General features: G+C 74.2%; 19 protein-coding genes. 14 read left to right on the plus strand and 5 right to left on the minus strand.

From position 1 onward, the window contains the following. Positions 1-9: 9 nt before the first annotated feature. From TR49_RS22015 to TR49_RS22025, 3 genes are all read right to left on the minus strand, one after another. Positions 10-555, minus strand: a complete 546-nt coding sequence (locus TR49_RS22015) for a hypothetical protein (protein WP_152627399.1) — start codon at positions 553-555, stop codon at positions 10-12. Continuing rightward, positions 552-2309 (minus strand): coiled-coil domain-containing protein, encoded by a 1758-nt coding sequence (locus TR49_RS46450; RefSeq protein ID WP_152627400.1) that lies wholly within the window; start codon positions 2307-2309, stop codon positions 552-554. The genes TR49_RS22015 and TR49_RS46450 overlap by 4 nt, the downstream gene beginning before the upstream one ends. A 126-nt stretch (positions 2310-2435) precedes the next feature. Then, positions 2436-2798 carry a hypothetical protein gene (locus tag TR49_RS22025; RefSeq protein WP_042384087.1) on the minus strand — a complete coding sequence of 121 codons (363 nt, stop codon included), beginning with the start codon at positions 2796-2798 and terminating at the stop codon, positions 2436-2438. Positions 2799-2947: 149 nt separating this feature from the next. On the opposite strand from TR49_RS22025, the gene TR49_RS22030 reads away from it, so the two are divergent. The 7 genes from TR49_RS22030 (at position 2948) to TR49_RS22060 (ending at position 10963) form a co-directional block, all read left to right on the plus strand. Further along, positions 2948-4504 (plus strand): helix-turn-helix domain-containing protein, encoded by a 1557-nt coding sequence (locus TR49_RS22030; protein WP_201776214.1) that lies wholly within the window; start codon positions 2948-2950, stop codon positions 4502-4504. A 27-nt stretch (positions 4505-4531) separates the two neighbouring features. Next, positions 4532-5137, plus strand: a complete 606-nt coding sequence (locus tag TR49_RS40255; protein ID WP_084725221.1) for a TIR domain-containing protein — start codon at positions 4532-4534, stop codon at positions 5135-5137. A 28-nt stretch (positions 5138-5165) separates the two neighbouring features. Further along, the gene (locus tag TR49_RS22040; RefSeq protein ID WP_152627401.1) at positions 5166-5918 is read left to right on the plus strand and encodes a hypothetical protein; all 753 of its coding nucleotides are present in this window, start codon (positions 5166-5168) and stop codon (positions 5916-5918) included. 17 nt (positions 5919-5935) lie between these two features. After that, positions 5936-9445, plus strand: a complete 3510-nt coding sequence (locus TR49_RS22045) for a CHAT domain-containing protein (RefSeq protein WP_042384092.1) — start codon at positions 5936-5938, stop codon at positions 9443-9445. Positions 9446-9594: 149 nt separating this feature from the next. Then, positions 9595-10128: an RICIN domain-containing protein gene (locus TR49_RS22050; RefSeq protein WP_042384097.1), complete on the plus strand. Its 534-nt coding sequence runs from the start codon at positions 9595-9597 to the stop codon at positions 10126-10128. A gap of 153 nt (positions 10129-10281) precedes the next feature. Beyond that, positions 10282-10578: a hypothetical protein gene (locus TR49_RS22055; protein ID WP_042384100.1), complete on the plus strand. Its 297-nt coding sequence runs from the start codon at positions 10282-10284 to the stop codon at positions 10576-10578. Positions 10579-10726: 148 nt separating this feature from the next. After that, positions 10727-10963: a hypothetical protein gene (locus tag TR49_RS22060; protein ID WP_042384104.1), complete on the plus strand. Its 237-nt coding sequence runs from the start codon at positions 10727-10729 to the stop codon at positions 10961-10963. A 290-nt stretch (positions 10964-11253) separates the two neighbouring features. On the opposite strand, the gene TR49_RS22065 is transcribed toward TR49_RS22060, so the two are convergent. Then, positions 11254-11580 (minus strand): hypothetical protein, encoded by a 327-nt coding sequence (locus TR49_RS22065; protein ID WP_052434530.1) that lies wholly within the window; start codon positions 11578-11580, stop codon positions 11254-11256. Positions 11581-11822: 242 nt separating this feature from the next. Between TR49_RS22065 and TR49_RS22070 the strand changes: the two genes are divergently transcribed. The 6 genes from TR49_RS22070 to TR49_RS22095 all read left to right on the plus strand — a co-directional run bounded on the left by TR49_RS22070 (position 11823) and on the right by TR49_RS22095 (position 18922). Continuing rightward, on the plus strand, positions 11823-13181 hold the full coding sequence (locus TR49_RS22070) for a hypothetical protein (RefSeq protein ID WP_042384111.1): 1359 nt from the start codon (positions 11823-11825) through the stop codon (positions 13179-13181). A gap of 64 nt (positions 13182-13245) precedes the next feature. Beyond that, positions 13246-14598, plus strand: a complete 1353-nt coding sequence (locus TR49_RS22075; RefSeq protein ID WP_084725223.1) for an AAA family ATPase — start codon at positions 13246-13248, stop codon at positions 14596-14598. 5 nt (positions 14599-14603) lie between these two features. Next, complete coding sequence (locus TR49_RS22080; protein ID WP_042384114.1) at positions 14604-15830, plus strand: vWA domain-containing protein; 1227 nt, start codon at positions 14604-14606, stop codon at positions 15828-15830. Positions 15831-15988: 158 nt separating this feature from the next. Further along, positions 15989-16627, plus strand: coding sequence for a hemerythrin domain-containing protein (locus TR49_RS22085; protein WP_084725225.1), 639 nt, complete (start codon positions 15989-15991; stop codon positions 16625-16627). Positions 16628-16769: 142 nt separating this feature from the next. Beyond that, positions 16770-17297: a hypothetical protein gene (locus TR49_RS46785; RefSeq protein ID WP_369405334.1), complete on the plus strand. Its 528-nt coding sequence runs from the start codon at positions 16770-16772 to the stop codon at positions 17295-17297. A 230-nt stretch (positions 17298-17527) separates the two neighbouring features. Further along, positions 17528-18922 (plus strand): aldehyde dehydrogenase family protein, encoded by a 1395-nt coding sequence (locus TR49_RS22095; protein WP_042384285.1) that lies wholly within the window; start codon positions 17528-17530, stop codon positions 18920-18922. 9 nt (positions 18923-18931) lie between these two features. On the opposite strand, the gene TR49_RS22100 is transcribed toward TR49_RS22095, so the two are convergent. Further along, positions 18932-20059 (minus strand): NADH:flavin oxidoreductase, encoded by a 1128-nt coding sequence (locus TR49_RS22100; RefSeq protein WP_042384117.1) that lies wholly within the window; start codon positions 20057-20059, stop codon positions 18932-18934. A 172-nt stretch (positions 20060-20231) separates the two neighbouring features. On the opposite strand from TR49_RS22100, the gene TR49_RS22105 reads away from it, so the two are divergent. After that, positions 20232-20810, plus strand: coding sequence for a YbaK/EbsC family protein (locus tag TR49_RS22105; protein ID WP_042384119.1), 579 nt, complete (start codon positions 20232-20234; stop codon positions 20808-20810). Positions 20811-20863: the final 53 nt, after the last annotated feature.

Consider the following 20863-nt stretch of genomic DNA (forward strand, 5'->3'; position numbering starts at 1 on the left):
AGCCGGGATTCAGCTGCGGATGAAGAAGAGTTCGAGTCGGACGGAGTTCGCCGGACCGCTTCCGTCGAAGTAGGGGCGGATCAGTTTCGGGCTGTTGACCGGGAAGAACGCGGGATCCCAGCTGTGCACGTGCGGGGCGACGGCCTGGGCGAGCTGCTGGCTGAGGTCGATCGAGACGCCGCAGCCCGAGCAGGAGGCGGCGGACCCCCAGACGAACACCATCGCGGCCTGGCGCCCGGAGAACCCGCGGACGGCCGCCAGGATCTGCTGCCGGACCTTGTCCAGGGCGGACCGGTCGCCCGCGATCACGGCACTCACGTCGACGTTGCGGGCGAACACCGAGCTGCTGTTCGGGTCCAGCCCGGGCGGCGTGCTCCGCGTCGCCCCGGGTGAGGGGCTCGCCCCGTGCGTGGGTGTCGGGTGGGCGCCGGCGGCCGCGCTCGGCGTGGTCACCTGCTGGCCGCCGAGCACGACGACCACGAGCATCAGCAGCACGTCGGCGAAGAGCCACCCGGCCAACTGCGGCAGGCTCCTGCCCCGCCCGCCCGCCGTCACGTCGCCTCCTCGCCGGGCCGGGCCGCGCCGTCCGGCTGCGGCGCGGGTGCCGATTCGGGCAGCGGTGCGGGGGCTGGAGCGGGACGTGGTGTGGGGCGCGGTGTGGGACGCGGCGCCGGCACCGGGTCCGGGCGGACCGCGTGGGCCGTGGCAGCGGTGGCGCGCTTCCCGTTGGGGGAGGGCGACGCGGGCGTCCCGGGCTCCCCGGCTGTCGGTCGGGCATCGGCTGGGCTCCGGAGCGGGGCGGGCGCTGCCACGTCCGTCGGCGGTGGGACGGATGCGAGCCGCTCCAGAGCCCGGACGAGCGATTCGACGGCGGCGCGGGACTCCGCGGCGGAGGCCAGCAGGCGCTGCTCGGAAGCGAGTTCGCGCTCGAAGCCGCGCTCGCGGGCGCTCTCCTGGCGGGCGAGGGCGGTGTCGAGGCTGTGGAACCGGTCGGTCAGCGCACCGCTGCTGCGCTGCACCTCCGCGTACAGGGAGGCGGCGAGCGCGGCGACCGCGTTCTCGTAGACGACGCCGATGTGTTCGGCGCCGGAGTCGGCCGCGTCCGCGAGGCGGTCCGGCAGGGCGGCGAGGTCACGGCCGAGCGAAGCCGCCGCGTCGGCGAGCTTCGTGGACGACCCCTCCAGGGCGACGCGGGCGTCCGCAAGTTGACGGCCCGCCTGTTCGGCCTGACGCTCCGCTCGCAGGTCCGCCTCGGCGAGGCGCTCGGTGAGGAGACGGTCCATCTCCTCGGCGCGTTCCTGGGCCTGCTGCTGCAGGAGTTCCAGCTGCCGGCTGCCGCGGTCCGTCGCCTCGGCCGTCACGGTCTCGAAGCGGTCGGCCGCGCGTCCCGCCGCTTCGGCGAGGCCCTGGGCCGCGGCCGTCGACGCCTCCTGCGCCGCCCGGGACAGGGCCGCCGCCGTGCTGCTCACGCTCTCGCCGAGCCGCTCGGCCTGCTGCTCCAGCTCGCGGGTCGCCGTCGCCGCCTGCGCGGCGCTCTCGGCGATGCGCCGGGTGCCGTCGGCGAGCGCGGTCGCCGCGGCGCTGAGGGCCGTGCCCGCGCCGGTGATCTGTTCGGTGGCCTGGACGGTCCGGTTCAGCAGCGTGGCGGTGCGCTCGTCCGCGACGGCGGCGAGCTTCAGCATTTCGCGCAACTCGGAGGCGGAGTCCTGGAGTTGCCGCACGAAGGTGACCGGCTCGGTGTGAGCCGCGGCGGTGGCGCGGGCCTCGGTCTCGGCGAGGGCGCCGGCCAGCTCGCGCAGCAGCTTGCGGTCGTCCTCCTGGTCGCGCTCCTCCACCGCCTGCCGCCACAGCGTCAGCGCGACCAGGGCGGCCAGCAGCACCACCGTGTACAGGACCAGGAAGTCGAAGCGCAGGAACGCGACCAGATGGCCGCCGAACCCCTGCTGCCACAGTTCGAGGAAGGTGCCGGTCACGTGCGCCGACTTGTCGCGCTGCTCCGCCCGGTAGGCGAGGACGGCCGCGCCGAGGCCCGACCAGGTCAGCAGCAGCGGCAGGAAGACCAGGACCGAGGAGGCCAGCCCGGCCCTGCGGGCCCAGACCGAGGATCTTCGGCTGCCCGGTGCCAGCGCCTCCGGGCCCGCGTGGGCGGCCGCGAGACCGCCGCTGGACCACTGCGACAACCCCGCCCCTGACTCGACGGCCCGAGCGAGCCGCCGCAGCAGCGGGCTCACTGTCTCCAGGCGGGGCTCCCGCGCCAGCGCGTCCAGCCTTCGCGCCAGCGGCCCGCTGTCCAGTATCTGATGTGCCATCGTCACCGCCCCCGTCCGGAAGGCCCGGTCGCTGCCAGCGTAGAGACCCGATCGCGGAGATGTGAGGGATTTGCGTTGATCACATCACCGTTCCTTCAAAATTCCGGTTGTGGCCGACCGGAGTGCTCAACTCCCCGGCAGGGAAATGCCGGTGAGGGCGGTGAGCCGCCTCCGGGTCTCCTCGCTGAGGGTCGCCAGCGCGCCCAGTCCCACGGTGAGCAGCACCTGTTGGAGCGCCTCGCGCACCGCCCTGGAGTCGGTGTCGCGCCGGTCGGCGGCGGTCCACAGCAGTTCCAGCCGCACTCGCAGGTCCTCGCGGGAGGGCGCGGTCAGATTCGCCCACAAGTACCGGATCTGGCCCTGCAGTTCGTGAATCGCAGCGATGTCGGCGTCGACGCACGACGCGGCCGGCGTCTGTGCGCGTCCGGGTTTCCTGCGCGCCGGCTCGCGGGGGTCGGGTGAGTCCTCGGGCACGTTGTCCTGCCGCACGGCGTGTCCCTTCGCTCGTTCTCGGTATTCACAACGTAGGGACGGGAGTTGGATGCGGGTAGCGTTGCCCGTCTCCACTCGCCGCCCCCGGGACAGCGGGCCGGTCGAAGGGGGCACGACAGCCGAAGTGCGAACGTATGCTCATTTTCGTGAACCGATCGGATCTCGAACGCCCCGCGCCGCCGAGCGGCGGCCTGCGCGCGCGACGCGAGGCCGCGGGTCTGAGCCTGCAGGGCCTTGCCGTGCGCAGCGGGTACAGCAGGTCCTACCTGAGCCGCGTCGAGAACGGACGACGGGCGCCGACCCCCGCAGTCGTGCGCATCTACACCGAGTTGACCCCGGCCGGAGCAGCCGACCGGACGCCGATGCAGGCCCCGACGCCGGCCTCGAAGCCCGCCCCGACACCGCCCCCGCGACGGGCTCCGCGACACATCCCGGCCGCCGCCGGCCCCGACCTCGGCGTCACCTGGTTCGGCTCGGAGGTGCGGCGCCTGCGCATGGCGGCGGGAAAGTCCTTGGACGCGCTCGGCTCCGAGGTCTTCCTGTCCCGTCCCTACCTGGGCAAGATCGAGCAGGGCGACGCTCGGGCGAACTACCAGCTCGCGCTGTCCCTGGACGCCGCCCTGGACGCGCGGGGCAGCCTCACCAGGCTCTTCCTGGAGGAGTGCGCGCGGGTCGGCCCGGTCGCCCCGGACACGGACATCCTCTCCCGAGGCCCGGAGCGCGCAGCCGAAGGCACTGCTGATCCGGCCGAGCGCGCAGCCGCGGCCGCCGTGCGGCTGCAGGCCCTGCGGATCCGCAGCCACCAGGCGGGACCGCACTCCATCGTGGGCGAGCTCGGCGACGGCGTCGTGGAACTCCACGGCCTCGTCGGCCGCGCCGGTCCCGGCGCCGCCGACCCGGTCTGGCCGGTGATGCTCCGTTACGCCGAACTCCTCGGCTGGACGGCGCAGGAGACCGGACACGACGCGGTCGCCCTGCGCTGGACGCGCGCCGTGGCCGACTGGGCACGCGCGCTCGGGGACGCCGACGCGCTGGGCTACGCCCTGGTCCGGCACTCCCAGTGGGCCCGGCGGCGCGGAGACGCCGTCACGGCCGCCGAGCTCGCGCGCCAGGCCGGGGCCGTCCCCGGGATCTCGTGGCGCATCGCGCAGTTCGTCGCCCAACGGGAGGCGCAGGCCTGCGCGCTCGCCCGGGACGAGGCCGGGTTCCGCCGGGCCCTCGACCGCTACCACGCGCTGCTCGCCGCGCCTCCGCACGGCGAGACCTCCGGTGAGTCGGCCGTCGAGTCGGCCGTCGGGTCCTCCGCGAAGTCGACCCGCGAGCCGCTCACACCGTGGGGGCCCGCGCCGGACCCCGTCTTCGAGCGTTCCCACCTCTTCGAGGCGACCTGCCTGGTGGACCTCGCCGACTTCCGCACCGCGGCGTCGCTGTTCGACCGGGGCATGACCCGTCTTCTCACGCCGCGCACCGGCTACTCCCGCCTCGCCGTCCGCCAGGCCATCGCCTGCGCCCACGTCGGCGAACTCGACCAGGCGTGCCACGTCATGCGGGAGGCCCTGCCGACGGTCTCCTGCCAGGGCTCGGCGTCACTGCGCGGTGACTTGAAGGCGCTGATCCGCGTCCTGAACCGGCACCGCCGCGCTCCCGCCGTCCGCGCCCTGCTGCCCGATCTGACGTCGGTCGCCCGTGCCAGGAACCTCTGACCCCAGACAGCCGAGGAGCAGCCGTCCATGGCCGACCGAAGACACTTGATCTTCATCAACTACCGTGGCTCCGACCAGAACTGGGCCACGGAGCTGGTCTACGCACGGATGACCGCGGCGTTCGGCGTCGACGCGGTGTTCAAGGCGGGCAATGCGATCCGCGTCGGCGAGGCGTTTCCGCCGGTCCTGCGGCGGCAGGCGGCGGGCTGCCCCGTGATGCTCGCCTGCATCGGCCCGGGCTGGCTGACCGCGGGTCCGCCCGGCGGCCCGCGGAGCCTCGACGCGCCGGACGACTGGGTGCGGCGCGAGATCGCGATCTCGCTCCAGGCAGGGAACCACGTGGTGCCGTTGCTGATCGGCAACCACGACGAGGTGGCGGTCCCGGCGGCAGACAGCGTCCCCGAGGAGATCAGGGCCATGGTGGAACGCCAGGCCTGGCGCATCGCGCCCGGGGCGGGCCTCGACGTCACCTTCCCGATGCTGGTCGACAGGCTCGCCGAGCTCGTCCCGGAGCTGGCCGAGCGCCGCACCGGGACTCCGCGCCGCCCGCGCGGCGCCGAGCCCGCAGCGGAGAACACCGCCGCCCTGCTGAGCCGCACCCTCGACGACGTGGACCACTACGGCGACTGGTGACAACCCCTCCTGACTCCCTGGAGCCGAGATGAGCACAGCAGTCCAAGGACCCGCTGAACCGGCCGGGTTGCGCGCCTTCCTCACCGACCCGGATCCGGCCCCCGGTGAGGATCCCGACGGCGCGCCGCTGGCCGAACGTACCTTCTACATCGACCCGGAGGCGCGCGGTGTCCGGTCGCGGTTCGTCACGGCCGGAGGCGTCCAGTTCAACCGGGCCGTGCCCTACCGGGTGCCGGTCGAGGACCTCGAACCCATGGCCAGGCGCCGTGAGAACCTCGACCACGTGCGCCTGGAGCTGCTGAAGTTCCACTTCACGATCCGCGAACTGCCGCGCGGCAGCAGCTACGAGACGGTGCGCATCCGCATCACGCTCGACCCGCCCCACCCGCTCATGCAGTTGCGACCGCGCAGCGACACCGCACAGACGCAGCAGACGCGGTCCTTCAGCCAGGACGTCGAGCCGCTGCTGCTGAAGCTCCTTCAGCTGAACCTGAAGTACACCTCCACGACCAGCGTCAACGTGACCGAGTCGAAGCCGGTGGTGACGGCGCTGGACCTCAACGCGGAGGGCTTCGGCTGGACGTACCAGGCACAGAACGGGACCCCGCTGTCGCCGGGGCTGCGGCAGACCGTCGCGGTCCTCGAACTCGGCACGGACACCGACGAGATCTCCGGGGTCTTCGACGCCGAGGCCACGGTGTCGCGACGGCTGCTCGGCCTCGTCCGGCACAGCTCCACGGTGCCGGTCCAGCCACCCGTCCCGTTCCGTATCAAGCTGTGAGGGGGCCGCGCACGTCGGTGACGGAGGAGGGGGACGACGAGTTCCTCGCCAGGCTCCGCCGCATCGGCGAGGACCCCCTCGGCAGCGGCGCCGCGGACCCGGCCACCGCGCGCCGGGCGGGCGCGTTCCTGCGGCGCGAGTACCGCGACCACGGCGCGGTGCGCCCCGTGGTGGCCTACCCCCTCGGGCTCTACTACCTGCGCCGCAGCGCGGCCCCCGGAGTCTGGCCGCGCCTGCCCGCGCGGAACATCGCCGTCGAACTGCTGACCCCGGTCTTCCTCGCCGACACCCAGCCCATTCCCGTCGACCTGCTCCCGGCCGTCCTCGCCGAGGCCCGGCGGCGCGCCGCGCGCGAGCTGCGCGGCGCCCTGGAGACGCACGAGGCGGACGGGCTCGGCCGGGCGGCCGCGCAGTGGCGGCGCGTCGCCGCCGCGACGCCCCACGGCGCCGCCGAGGCGGTCGAGGTCGCCGAGGGACTCGGCGTCGCCCTGGTCAACCTCTTCGACCACACCGGGGACCGGGCGGAGCTCGACGACGTCGTCGCCTTCTGCAGTGCCGTGCTGGAGCGCCTGCCGAGGGGCGCGTCCCCCGGACCGACGCGGATCATGCTGTCCTCCGCGATCGCGACGCGGTGCGACCGCTTCGGCTCGCCCGACCTTCCGGGCGACCTGGCGACGGCCATGGCGCTGATGCACACCGAGCTCGCCTCCCGCGACGGGCGCGACCGGGTGCCGCTGCTGGCGCTGCTGGCCTCGATGCAGCTGACCCGCGCGGAGTTCACCGAGGAGCCCGCCCACGCGGACGAGGCCGTCGCCTCGGCCCGTCAGGCCGTCGAGCGGGCGGAGCCTCGCCACCCACTGCGGCCCACGCTCGAAATGGGACTGGTCTGCACGCTGCTGACGCGGTACTACCTGCGCGCGGACCCGGAGGACCTCGCCGAGGCGCTCCGGCTCGGCGTCGTCGCCGACGCGACCGGCGCCCATGCGCCCGACGGCGGCGGATCCGTGGCGGCGACGGCGGGCGGGCGGATCGCCGCCGCGCTGGCGCTGGCGCAGAGCGCGCTGGCGGACAGTGCGTCGCCGAACCTCGACCGTGCCGTCGAGCTGCTGCGGGCCGCCACGTCCGAACTCCCGGACGCGAGCCCGGCCAAGCCGCAGCTGCTGCAGACCCTGAGCGAGGTGCTGCGGCACCGCCACCTCGTCGGCGGCGGTGAAGCCGACCTGGACGCGGCCGTCGACGTGGCCCGGCTCGCGGTCACCCTGGAGGACGCCGCGGACCCGCGCAAGCGGGCGAAGGCGCTGTCGCTGCTGAGCTGGTTGCTGGGCGCCCGCCACGAGGAGACCGGCGATCCGGACGACGCCGACGCGGCGGTCGCGGCCGGCCGCGAGGCGGTCGCGCACGTCCCGGCGGAGGCCCTGCCCGCCGCCTCCGCGTTCCGGTGGGCACTGGTGCTCACCCTGCGCTACGAAGTCCGCGGCGAGGCCGCCGACCTCGAGGAGGCGCTGGGGGTGCTGCGGCGGCTCGCCACCTCACCCGGAACCCCTCCCCGGTTCCGCACGGGCGCCCTGGTGGGCTTGGCACAGACGCTGCGCCGGCGCGCCGACCGCACCGCGGCCGACCTGGACGAAGCCGTCGACCTGCTGCGGCGGGTCCTGGCGGGGCCGGACACGGACGCCTACAACCGCGCGCTGGCCGAGTTCAAACTCGCCACGGCCCTCGCCGAGCGGTTCGACGAACGAGGGTCCCGGCAGGACGCCGCGGAGGGCCTGGAACTGCTCGCCCGGAGCCTCCACCTGACACCGGTCCCGCCCAGCCTGCGGCTCACCGCCGCCACCACCGCAGCCGACCTGGAGGAGCAGGTACGGGAGCCGGGCTGGACCGCACGAGCGGCGGGACACCTGGCGACAGCGGTGGAACTGCTGCCGCAGACGGCCTCTCGGACCCTCCACCGGGCGGACCGGCAGCGCCTGCTGGGGGAGTCGTCCGGACTCGCCGCCCGCGCGGCCGCGTTCGCCCTGGCCGACGAGCGTCCCGGCGAACCCCCCGAGCAACGCGCGGCCCGCGCCCTCGGCCTGCTGGAAGCCGGCCGCACCGTGCTGCTGAACCAGGCGTACGACACCCGTGGCGACCTCGACGGCGTCCGGCGGGCCGCGCCCGAGCTGGCGCGCCGCTTTCTCGCGCTGCGCGCGCAGTTGGACCGTGATCCCCTCCTCGACGTCCCCGCCGCTCCGTCCCCTCCGGCCGCTGTCGCCACCGGGGGCGTCGTCACCGCCGCCCAGGTGCTGCCGTTGGAGGCGGCGGCCGGCGACCGCCGCCGGGCCGCCCTGGCCTTCGCCGAGGTCGTCGAGCAGATCAGGGCCCTGCCCGGCCAGTCCGACTTCATGCGCGGCCCCGACCCCCGGGAGTTGACGGCCCAGGCGGCCCTCGGCCCGGTCGTCGTGGTCAACGTCGCCGAACTGCGCAGCGACGCCTTCCTGGTGACTCCCGAGGGCATCCGCGCGCTGCGCCTGCCCGCCCTCACCGCGGCTGCGGCGGCCGACGCGGCCGAACACCTCCATCGGGCGCTGGAGACCGCCGACTCCGACGGCGTGTTCCAGGTGCTCGGCTGGCTCTGGGACGCGGTCGCGCGGCCGGTCCTGGACGAGCTCGGCCTCGACCGCGCGCCGAGGCCGGACGGGCCCTGGCCCCGGATCTGGTGGGTGGCGAGCGGCGTGCTGGCGAACATGCCGCTGCACGCCGCCGGGCACTACGCCACCGGCCCGAGCCCCCGGGACGACAGCGACGGGCAGCGGCCGCCGGACTCGGTCCTCGACCGGGCGGTCTCGTCCTACGCCCCCAACGTGCGCACCTTGCGCTACCTGCGCGAGCGCTCGGCCCGGCTCGCGACCGGGGCCGGCCGGAGCCACGGCGGCCTTGTCGTGGCGATGGGCAGCACCCCGGGCAGTGGACTGCGGGACCTGCCCAACGCGGGCCCGGAGGCCGGGTTCGTCGCCGACGCCCTGCCCGGCGCGGTCCTGCTCGCGCACGGCACGGGGGATGACGCCGTGCCGCCTGTGGTCGGAGAGCCGACCAAGGAAGGCGTGCTCACCGAGCTCCGGCGCAGCCGGATCGCCCACTTCGCCTGCCACGCCGAGGCAGACCCGGCCGACCCCTCCCGTAGCGGCCTGCTCCTGCTCGACGCACCACTGACCGTCTCGGCCCTCGGCGCCCAGGACCTCGACTGTGTCGAGTTCGCCTTCCTGTCCGCCTGCGGCACGGCCCTCAACCGCGTCCGGGACCTGCTGGACGAGGCCGTCCAGTTGGTCTCGGCGCTCCAGCTCGCGGGCATCCCACAGGTCGTCGGCACCTTCTGGGAGGTCGAGGACTTCCCCTCCCTCGCCGTGGTCCAGAGCTTCTACACCGAACTGGGAACGGACGTCGACCCCTCCGCCACCGCACTCACACTCCACCGGATCACCCGCCTCGTCCGCGACGAATGGCCGGACGCGCCTGCGGTCTGGGCCGCCCACATGCACGCCGGATGCTGAAGCGCCTGCTCGTCCTTGGTGGACCGCTCAACTCCGTTGCTGTGTAAGGGTTTCGTCATCAGCCACCCCCTCCCGGGGCGGTCGTCCGGCGCGCAGCATGGTGATGCGGCCACCAGGGGGGTGCCGCACCAATCCAAACGGGGTGGAACATGAGCAGGACTGCACACAACAGAGGTCTGCGCTGCCGGATCGGCGGGGGGCTGGCGGCGACCGCGCTGGCCGCGGGGCTGGCGCTGGGCGCCTCGGGCACGGCCAGCGCGGACTCGGGCTTCACGGTCCACCTGTCGCCGAACAACACCCTCGGGCTGCTCCTGGACGTGAACGGGGCCTCGCAGTCGCCGGGCGCCGGCGTGATCGACTGGTACGCCAACGGCGGCGCGAACCAGCAGTGGCGGTTCGTGCCGTTCGGCAACAACGTCTACGAGCTCGTCAACGTCAACAGCGGCATGTGCCTGACCACCGACGGCGTCGCGGGCGACGGGGTCTACCAGCTCCAGTGCGCGGGCGGCGCCCAGCAGCTGTGGTCGACCGGGATCACGCCGTCCGCGGTCGGGGCCTACCCCATCCGCAGCACCTACAGCGGCCTCTACCTGGACGTCTCGGGCAACACCGCGTGGCCCGGCGCGACCATCGACACCTGGTACTGGAACGGGCAGGGCAACCAGTACTTCGAGGCGCTGTGACCGGCGGGCGCCACGACTGAAGGCCACCGGCGGAGCAGTAGCGCCGGCTGAGTGAGGTAGGCGTCCCCGCCGCACCGGGGGCGCCTACCTCCGTGAGGAGCGCCCGGCGCTCCGAAGCGGCGGTACGCCGACTCCGCGTGGGATCATGCCGACATGAGCAGCGACGTTGCCATCGACGTGAACGCCTTGGCCATCAACGTCTCGGTCCCGGACGCCCTCCAGTGGACGGACACCCGGCGGGGTGAGGAGTTCACTCTCACCACGATCACCGTCCGACTCCTCAAGGACGGGCACCTCGCGGCGAAGGCCTACGGCCGACCGACCGCCGGCGGTCGCGGCGCGTACGTCTCGTTCCCGGTCCCCGACAGGCCCGAGCTGGCCGCCCTCGTGGCCGAAGCCGCCGACCGGGCCGCGTCACTGTGGGGCGCCCACCTCGGCCTCGGCCGGTAGCCACCCGACGGCGGCCGGAAATCGCTGCGCCGGCAACGGAGTTCACGGCCGAAACGCGCATGGGCGGCGGCCGCGCGGGGCAGGCGACCGGAGGACCGGCTCGGCCCGCGTCGTCGCCGAGGCCGGCGCCCGATGGGAGGGAACACCCGTGAACACTCACCACCGCACCGCCCCAGCGGCACTCCGCCGCGCCGCCTGGGACCTCGTCGCCGTCGTCGCCGGCGTGACGGCGGTGCTCAGCTTCCTGGCGCTGGTGCTCAAGTTCAACAGCCTGACCGACTCCTCGCGCATCGTCGTCGCCTGCGTCGGCCTCGTCGCGGTCGGGGTCTTCGTCGCCAAGCGCACAACCGAACGCCACAAGTCCGACCGGCCCCAGGACCGGTGAGGCCCGGGCCCTTGGCTGCGAGCACGGGAACCCCGAACGTCGCCAGGACAGGTCACTGAGGAGCAAGGTCCTCGAGGCTTTCGACCAGATCCGGATGGGTGTGCAGCCCGCACCCCTCGTAGGCGTAGGCACCGCGGCCAACTGCGGAACCCCTTGCTGCCGCAGCAGGTCGGGCAGCGCCCTGTTCGGAGGCACTTCCGGCAGCGTCATGCCCTGACACGCCACGCGCCATTCAGTGCTGAGACGCCGGCGTCACGGTCGTTCGTGCTTTCCCTCCGTCAACTGGGCTGTCACTCGTCGCTGGGACAAGCGGCGTGGCTGCGCCACCATGAGCCGTCTCTCGCGAGTTGGTCGAGCGCTTGGAGTCTGCGCACGATGTGGTCCAGGAACGCGGAGGGGAGTCTGACCGCGTGGTCCAGGACGTAGTGAGGGAGTCCTTCCGGCCACAGGAAGGAGCCGTCCGTCAGATCGCGAGAACCGTTCACGCGCAGGCACAGCCTGCACCTTGCCACGCCCATCCACGAGGCGGCGACCTGCCCGTGGGCGAGGTAGTCCGCGACCCACTGCCGCTCGGACACGTCCCACCCCGGATCGACCAGATCAGCGGGGTTCGGCAAGGTCCCGTCCTCGGGTGTCGCCCAGAAACCGATCAGTCTGACAGGACCTTTGGGATGTTCTCGCTGTTCGGGCACATCGCCAGGCTTTCATGCGAACGGCGCCGGATCGAGCCCCGGTGTGCCCTGGCCGGCCATTCGGAGAAAACCGGTGGAAGGGCCGACGCTGCGGAGCTAACCTGCACCGCGATGAAGACTACTTCCCACCACAGAATGGGGGTCCCGTCCGCGCAAGGTGAGTGCTGATGGGCACTCGACCCGCGAACGGGGACTTCCGGACTCCCTCCTGGCGACTGCACCTGTGGCGGCGGGTGCGCGAGTTCGCCGTGCCGGAGGGCATGATCGAGACGGCGGCCGCACGGCGGGCCGTCGGTGACTGGGCGGGCGCGTGTGCGGCTGCTCGGGTGTACGTGGAGCTGGATCTGCGGATCGTCGCCTCGCGGCACGGCCGCGAGCTCGCCGGACGGGTGCGCGCGGACCTGCGGGGGCTCGCTCCGGACCTGCTGCGGTGGCACCTGCCGCGGACCGCGCCCGACGGGCTGCTGCGTCCCGGACTGACCGTCACCCTCGCCCGTTACGAGCGGCCGGACGCGGCCGGGCGGCGAGGGCGAGCGCTGCATCTCGTGGCCCGGACCCCACCGGGGTGGGCCGACGCCGGGCAGCGGTTCAGCCTCGCGCTGTGGGACCCCGCCCACCCGCACGACGACGCGGACCTGCACCCGCACCCGAGGCCGAGCCGGCGGTTCCGGATGGACCTGCACCGGCACCTCTGGGACGCCCGCGTGAGCGACGAGCTGCGGCACCGCTCCGGGTTCGACCGGCTGGACGAGTCCGTCGCCGAACGGTGGGCCGCCGAGGCGGAGCTGCTGCTCGGAGCCGAGGGGCGCCGAACCGGGCGCGTCGGGGTGCGGATCGGGTCGCGCCGGCTGCTCGTCCTCGGGAGGACCGATGCCGGAGCGCCCGTGATCACGGCCGCCACGGACGGGGGCGACGGCGCGCTGCCCCTGCTCCCCGACGCGGCGACCTGGGTGCCGCCGGACGCCGAGCTGCTCCGGGCCGGACTGATCGGAGCCGACGCGCTGCACCCGCTGGTGGCTTCGGCGTTGGCTCCCGAGCATCGTGCCGCTGCGGCTCCCGTGCACGAGAGTCCCAAGGAGCGCGTGCAGTTCGTCGAGTGCCGGGGCGCACGGCACCGGATCGCCGTGGTCGACGGCGTGTTGGCGCCGCTCGACCACGAGCCCGACGAGCTCCACCGGGAGGAGTTGCTGGCCGCCCTGGCCGGAACGCCCCTTCCCTGTCTGCGGGCTGTCGACCGGGCGCATCGCAACCCGGCCTCCCTGGACGACGTCCGCGGTCGGCTCGACCACGGCGACGTCGAGGGTGCGGTCGCGGTCGTCACGTCGCTGCTCGGTCCCGATGCCGTGCTGCGGGACGGCGCGCTCAGGGACGAGCTGGACGCGGCGGCGCTGCGGCGGATCGACCACGGCCTCTACCGGGCGGGCCTGGCGCCCTCCCTGGCCAAGGCGCTGCCCCGACCGCCCAGGCGGGACGACCCGGCGCGCCGCGCGCTGCGCACCCGCCCGCGCGACGGCGTCCGTCGCTGACTGACCAGAACCTTCCGCGCCGACCGGCGCCGCCACCGCTTCGACCGACCAAAGGTGATCACTCATGTCTTCCACCGCTGTCGCCGGACTCACCCAACTCGACGTCGCCGACGAACTGCTGGCCCTGCTGACCGACACCACCACGGAGCCGCGGGACGACCAGCAGCTCGAAGCACTGACCCTGGCCGTCGCGGCGGACCTGCCCGTGCTGCTCTGGGGCGAGCCCGGTATCGGCAAGACCGCCGCCCTCACCCAGCTCGCCGAGGCGCTCGACCTGCCGCTGACCACGGTCATCGCCAGCGTCCACGAGCCCTCCGACTTCTCCGGTCTGCCGGTCGTCGGGGACGATCCGTCGCGGCAGGGCGTGCCGCTGGCCCCGCCCGACTGGGCGGTCCGGCTGGTGCAGGCGGGGAAGGGCCTGCTGTTCCTGGACGAGCTGTCCACCGCGCCGCCCGCGGTCCAGGCCGCGCTGCTCCGCCTGGTGCTGGAGCGGCGCATCGGCTCCCTGCAACTGCCCTCGGGCGTCCGGATCGTGGCGGCCGCGAACCCGCGCGCGTCGGCCGCCGACGGCTGGGAGCTCAGTCCGCCGCTGGCCAACCGCTTCGTCCACCTCCAGTGGATGCACGACCATCAGGTCGTGGTCCGTGGCCTGGGCGGCACCTGGCCACGGGCAGGGCTCCCGCGGCTCGATCCGGAGCGGCTGCCCGAGGCGGTGGCCTTCGCGCGACGCGCGGTCTGCGGGCTGCTCGCCGTCCGCCCCCCACTGGTGCACCGCCTTCCGGAGAACGAGACCCGCCGGGGCGGGGCGTGGCCCTCACCGCGCAGCTGGGAGATGACGCTGCGTCTGATCGCCTTCGCGACCGCGGCCGGCTCGTCCAGGGACGTGCTCGGCCTCCTGGTCCGCGGGACCGTCGGCGACGGCCCAGGGCTGGAACTGCTCGCGAGCATGGACCGGATGGATCTCCCGGACCCCGAGACCCTGCTCGCCGACCCGGAGGCGGCCGTGCTGCCGGAGCGCGGCGATCTGCGACAGGCCGTGCTGGACGCGGTCGTCGCGGCGGTCCGCAGCCGCCCAGAGCCGGCCCGCTGGGACGCGGCCTGGAGGCTGCTGGTCCGGGCCGTGGAGACGGGCGCGCCGGACCTGGCCGTGGTCCCCGCGAGGACGCTCGCCTCGCTGCGGCAGGAGGGGTGGAGCGTGCCGCCGTCCATCGAGGCGCTGGCGGGGGCGGTCTCGCTCTCCCGACGCGCCGACCGGGCGGCGGAAGCGGCCGCGGCGGCGCTGTCGAAGGCGGGACCGAAGGGACCGAAGGCCGGACCGGCGGGCGGGCGAACGGCCGCACCGAGGCCCGGTCCGAGGCCAGGTCTCGCGGCGGGCGCGGGAACGGGCGCGGGGACGGGCGCGGGGACGGGCCGATGAGCGCGATGACCCCGGCCGCGCCGGCGCTCGACCTCGACAAGCTGTACGCCGCCCGCCTGCACGCCGCACGGGCCCGGCCCTACCTGGCGACGGCGCTGTTCGCCCTGCACCTGGTGGAGTCGCGCGGCACGCCCACCATGGCGGTCGACCGGCACTGGCGCTGTTACGCCTCCCCGGCCTTCGTGGACCGGACCCCCGAGGCGGAACTCGCGGCCGTCTGGGTGCACGAGGTGTCGCACCTGCTGCGCGATCACCACGGCCGCAGCGACCGCTACGCCCGCACCCACGGACTGACCAGCCCGGCCGAACGGCTGCGGATGAACATCGCGGCGGACTTCGAGATCAACGACGACGCCTTCGGGGACGGCCTGGTCCCTCCGGAGGGCGTCGTCATGCCGGGCATGGCCCAGCTCCCCGAGGGCCGGCTCATGGAGTCGTACCTGTCCCACCTGCGGCTCGGCGACTTCCCGCGCGACCTCGCGTGGCTGGACTGCGGCAGCGGCGCCGACGGACTCGACCGTCCCTGGGACCTGGGCCCGGACGGCGCCCACGGCCTGAGCGAGCAGGAGCGGGACGCGGTGCGCTTCCGGGTCGCCCAGGGGATCGCGGGCCGCCCCGGCCGGGCCTCGCCCGGGTGGCGGCGGTGGGCCGAGGAGGCGTTCCAACCGCCGCAGCCCTGGCACGAGTTGCTGGGCGCGGCGCTGCGGGCCGCGGTCGCCGGCGGGGGACCGGGCGGCGACTACACCCACGCCCGACCTGCCCGGCGCGCCGCGAGCCTGCCCGGGATCGTCCTGCCGGGCCTGCGCCGGATGCCGCCGCGCGTGTCCGTCGTCATCGACACCTCGGGCTCGGTCAGCGACGTCGAGCTCGGCGCGGCGCTGCGCGAGGTCGCCGCGATCTGCCGGGCGGTGGGATGCCGCCGCGACCTGGTCACCGTCATCCCCTGCGACGCCGCGGCCCACCGGGTGCAGCCGGTCTGCCGTGCCGAGGGAATCCCTCTCGTCGGCGGCGGCGGCACCGACCTGCGGGAAGGCTTCGCCCGCGCCCTGCGCGCCCAACCCCGCCCGGACGTCGTCGTCGCCCTCACCGACGGCCAGACGCCGTGGCCGGGCCACCGACCGCCGTGTCGCACGGTGATCGGCCTCTTCCCACGTCCCCACGACGACGAGGACTCCGACTACCGGCCTGATCCGCCGCCCTCCTGGGCCCGCGTCGTGGAGATCCGCAGCTGAGCGGCCCCGCACCGGAGGCGGCGCAGCCCCGGGCCGGGGCCATGGGGTGCGGGTGGGCCAGGAAAGGCGGACGCTGGTAGGGCAGACGCGCGCCGGGAGACCGTCGTGGCGGGGGTGCCGCGCGGCGGCCTCGGGGCCGAGGAACGAGGGCGGAACCGATGACTGACACGCATTACCGATTGGACTGGTCCGGCTCGATCGGCTGGCGGGGTGGCCACGTCGACAGCGGCGACCTGCTCGACCAGCTCGAGGCCGAGCACGAGAAGATCCGGCTGGGTTTCGGTGCCGTGCTCGGGACCCCCATCGGGGACCCGGACCGTAAGACGCAGATGGACAGGCTCACGCCCGTGATCGTGCGCCACGGCGTGATCGAGGACGAGCTCCTCTACCCGCTGATGGCGCGTCTTCCGGAGGGCGCGGACGGGGCGATGTCCCGGGTGGCCCACGACGACCACGCGCGGGCCGAGGCGGCCCTGCACGTGCTCGGGCTGGTCAAGGCGAACGACCCGACCTTCACCCGCGAGTTCGCCGTGCTGAACGAGCACGTGACCGGCCACATGTCGTGGGAGGAGGCACGGGTCTTCCCGGCCCTCCGGGCCGCGGTCGCCCAGGCGGAACTCGACGAGCTCGGGGCACGGGCCCGGGAGCTCCGGCAGCGTGGGCGTACCACCCCCCAGGCGCCGCCCGGCGTCCGTCCCCCGGAGGACCACTTCGCGCCGGGCGAGAAGAGCTTCCGCGAGCGCCTCCACGACCGGTTCACCCCGGCCGGCGGCTGGGGAGCCCTGCGCCCGCACTGACGGACGACCGAACCCGAACACCCGCACGCGATGGCTTGCCTCCTCGTCCCACTCCCTCGCCTCCGGCCCGACGTTTGCGCCGGGCCGGACGGGTCAGACGCCTCAGGACCCACGCGGAGGAAGACGAGGAAGGAGCCCTCGCATGCTGCTGCTCGGCCTGTTGCTGATCGCCGCCACCGCGGCGTTCACCGGCCTCGTGATCGCGGACAACCTGTCCGGCGGCCCGGACTACCAGGTGACGGTCCTCGGCCACACCATCGCCACCATGAACAGCCTGGAGATCTTCCTTTCCGGTCTCGCCCTGGCGCTGATCTTCTGTCTCGGCCTGGCCATGACGGGGACGGGCGGGATGCTGGCCAAGCGCCGCCGGCTGCGGCTGCGGGAGGCGCGTCACGCGCGCCACGGCAGGACCGGTGACGCCGTTCCGACCACCCCGAACGGCACCGGTTCGCCGGTGACCCAGCCGAGGACCACGGAGCCCGCGACGACGGCGCTCCCGACGACGCGGTCCGGTCAGGCGGCGGACGTCGTCGACCCCGTCGACGCCCGGGCCGGCTCTCCCACGGCCACCAGCACGACCACGGCCCCGGACGCCGAGCCCACCACGGCTCCCGCCGCCACGAAGACGACCGGGCGGCCGCGCCGCCACATGCACCTGTTCGGGCACTGAGCCCCGGGCACCGAGCCGGCGCCGCCACGGCGAGCAGACGGCCACCGCGCTGCGGCGCGGTGGCCGTCCGCTGCGCTCACGCGCAGCCCCGCGGTCCGCCCCGGGCTTCAGGCCGCGGTTCACGCCGTCCGGCCGGTTGCGGACGGATGCGGCGTGACCCAGAGTCAAGGAGGTCAGGACTCACCGCAGCCATGGATGTCCACGAAGAAGAGGACAGTGAGGGGACCGTCATGACGATCGCGACCGTCGATCCGGCCACCGGCCGGACGCTGGCGACCTTCCCGGCGCTCGACGCGCACGGGGTCGAGGAGCGGCTGCGACTCGCGGCCGAGACCTTCGAGCGTTACCGGACCACCGCCTTCGACCACCGGTCCCAGCTGCTGCGCCGCGCCGCCGACAAGCTGACCGCCGACCGGGAGGAGGTGGCCCGCACCCTGGTGACCGAGATGGGCAAGCCGCTGGCGCAGGCCCGTGCCGAGGCGGACAAGTGCGCCAAGTCGATGCGCTGGTTCGCCGACCACGCGCCCGGCCTGCTCGCCGACCAGCTCCCGGAGGCCGCGGACGTCGCGGACAGCGGAGCGGCGACGGTGCGGGTCCGGTTCCGGCCGCTGGGGCCGGTGCTGGCGGTCATGCCGTGGAACTTCCCACTGTGGCAGGTGATCCGCGCCGCCGCGCCGGCGCTCATGGCCGGCGACGTGCTGCTGCTCAAGCACGCCTCGAACGTGCCGCGTACCGCGCTGTACCTGCAGGAGCTGTTCACCGGCGCCGGTGATGAACCGGGCTGTTTCCAGACGCTGTTGATCTCCTCCGGGCAGGTTGCCGACGTGATCCGGGACGACCGGGTCGCGGCGGTCACGCTCACCGGCAGCGAGGGGGCGGGGCAGGCCGTCGCGACGGTCGCGGGCGAGCAGTTGAAGAAGTGCGTGCTGGAGCTCGGCGGCAGCGACCCGTTCGTGGTGCTGCCCTCGGCCGACGTGGCCGCGGCCGCTCAGGTCGCGGTGCGGGCACGGGTCCAGAACAACGGTCAGTCCTGTATCGCTGCCAAGCGGTTCATCGTCCACGAGGCCGTCTTCGACGAGTTCACGCGCGCCTTCGTCGAGGGCATGCGCGCCCTGCGGGTCGGCGACCCGATGCAGGAGCACACCGACGTGGGCCCGTTGGCCACCGAGCAGGGCCGGACGGACATCGAGGAGCAGGTCGAGGATGCGCGGGGTAAGGGCGCCCGCGTCCTGTGCGGCGGACGTCGGCCGCCGGAGCAGACCGAGGGCTGGTACTACGAGCCGACCGTGCTCACCGACATCGACCCCGCCATGCGGCTGCACCACGAGGAGTGCTTCGGCCCGGTCGCCACCCTCTACCGGGTGCCGAACCTCGCCGCGGCGGTCGAGCTCGCCAACGACACGCCCTACGGGCTGAGTTCGAACGCCTGGACCCGCGACCCGGACGAGCAGGGGGTGCTCGCCCGGGACCTGCAGGCCGGCGGCGTCTTCTTCAACGGGATGACCGCCTCGCACCCCGCGTTCCCGTTCGGCGGCGTCAAGCGCTCCGGCTACGGGCGCGAGCTGGACGGGCTGGGCATCCGGGAGTTCACCAACCCGACCACGCTCTGGTACGCGGCGGAGTGAGCGAAAGCGTCAGCTCAGCGACTTGAGCGACACCGCGTCGTAGGGCTGGAGCTCGTCGAAGCGGCCCGCGAGGACCTTCGCGGCCCACTCCGGGTCCTGGAGCAGCGCGCGGCCGACGGCGACCATGTCGAACTCCTCGCGCTCCATGCGGTCGAGGAGGTTGTCGATGCCCTGCACCGGGGACCCCTGGCCCATGAACGCGCCGATGAAGTCGCCGTCGAGGCCGACCGAGCCGACCGTGATGGTCGGCTTGCCGGTCAGCTTCTTGGTCCAGCCGGCCAGGTTGAGGTCCGAGCCATCGAACTCCGGCAGCCAGTAGCGGCGGGTGGAGGCGTGGAAGGCGTCGACGCCCGCCGCGGCGAGCGGGGCGAGGATCGCCTCCAGCTGCTCGGGGGTCTCCGCGAGCCGGGCGTCGTAGGCCTCCTGCTTCCATTGCGAGAAGCGGAAGATCACCGGGAAGTCGGCGGAGACGTTCGCGCGGACCGCGGCGGCGATCTCGGCGGCGAACCTCGTGCGGGAGACCGGGTCGCCGCCGTAGGCGTCGGTGCGGCGGTTGGTGCCGGCCCACAGGAACTGGTCGACGAGGTAGCCATGGGCGCCGTGCAGCTCGACGCCGTCGAAGCCGGCGCGCTCGGCGGCGGCCGCGGCCTCGGCGAAGGCGCCGATGACGTCGTCCAGGTCCGTCTGCGTCATCGCCCTACCGCTGCCCTCGGTGCCGTCGATGCGCAGCCCGGAGGGGCCGACGGCGGGGGCGTCCGCGAACGGCGGCTGGCCCTGCTGCCGCACCATGCCGATGTGCCACAGCTGCGGCACGATCGTGCCGCCCGCGGCGTGCACCGCGTCGGCGACCCGCGCCCACCCGGCCAGCTGCTCCTCGCCGTGGAAGCGCGGCACCCGGTCGCTCTGGCCGGCGGAGTCGTGGCCGACGTAGGTGCCCTCGGTGACGATCAGACCGACGCCGGCGGCGGCGCGACGGGCGTAGTAGGACCGGACGTCCTCGCCCGGGACGCCGCCCGGGGAGAACATGCGCGTCATCGGGGCCATCGCGATGCGGTTGGGGACGGTCAGACCGTTCAGCGTGATGGGCCGGGACAGGATCTCGGCCGCGCGGGAGGCGGAGGACGCAACGGTGGTCATAGGGTTCCTCAAGGTGCCGGACATTTGATGTGGGCAAGTATTTCGTGCAAGCGTGACAACCGCGGACGGGGCCCGTCCATTTCTCCGGTCGGCCGAGCCCGGCCGTGATCCCCGTCACATTCCTGGGCACCCCGCGCCTCAGGCCCGGTACCGCGCTCGCTAGAGTCGAGCCGTGAGCGACCAGGTACAGGCCCCCTTCGGCAACTTCCCCACCGTCCGGCTCGCGCTCGACGCGTCGGCCGATCTCGTCACGCCCGTCGCCGCCGCCCTGCGCGACTGGGCGGACCGGGAGGCGGCCCGGTCCGTGCTGTGGGTGGACACCGACCCGGAGAAGGCGGACACCGCCGTCTTCTGTGCGACCTACGAGGCCCCGCCGGAGCTCTCGGCCAACTGCGTGGTCGTCGCGGCCAAGCGCGGCGGTGAGACGACCATGGCCGGCTGCCTGGTCCTGGCCACCACCCGTCTGGACGTGAACCAGGCCGTCCGCAAGCGCCTGGGCGCGCGCAAGGCCTCGTTCGCGCCGATGGACGCGGCCGTCGCCGGGACGGGGATGGAGTACGGCGGCATCACCCCGCTCGGGCTGCCCGCCGAGTGGCCGCTGCTGGTCGACGAGGCCGTGGCAGCCGCGCCCGCCGTCCTGGTCGGCAGCGGTGCGCGCCGCGGCAAGCTGATCCTGCCGGGCTGGGCGGTCGCGCGCCTCCCCGGCGCCGAGGTGCTGTCGGGACTCGCCACGCCCCTCGGCGTGGCCTGAACACAGCGGCTCGGTCCGACCGCCCGGGGGAAAACGGGCGGTCGGACCGAGCC

This window comes from Streptacidiphilus melanogenes (assembly GCF_000787835.1).
Taxonomy (GTDB): domain Bacteria; phylum Actinomycetota; class Actinomycetes; order Streptomycetales; family Streptomycetaceae; genus Streptacidiphilus; species Streptacidiphilus melanogenes.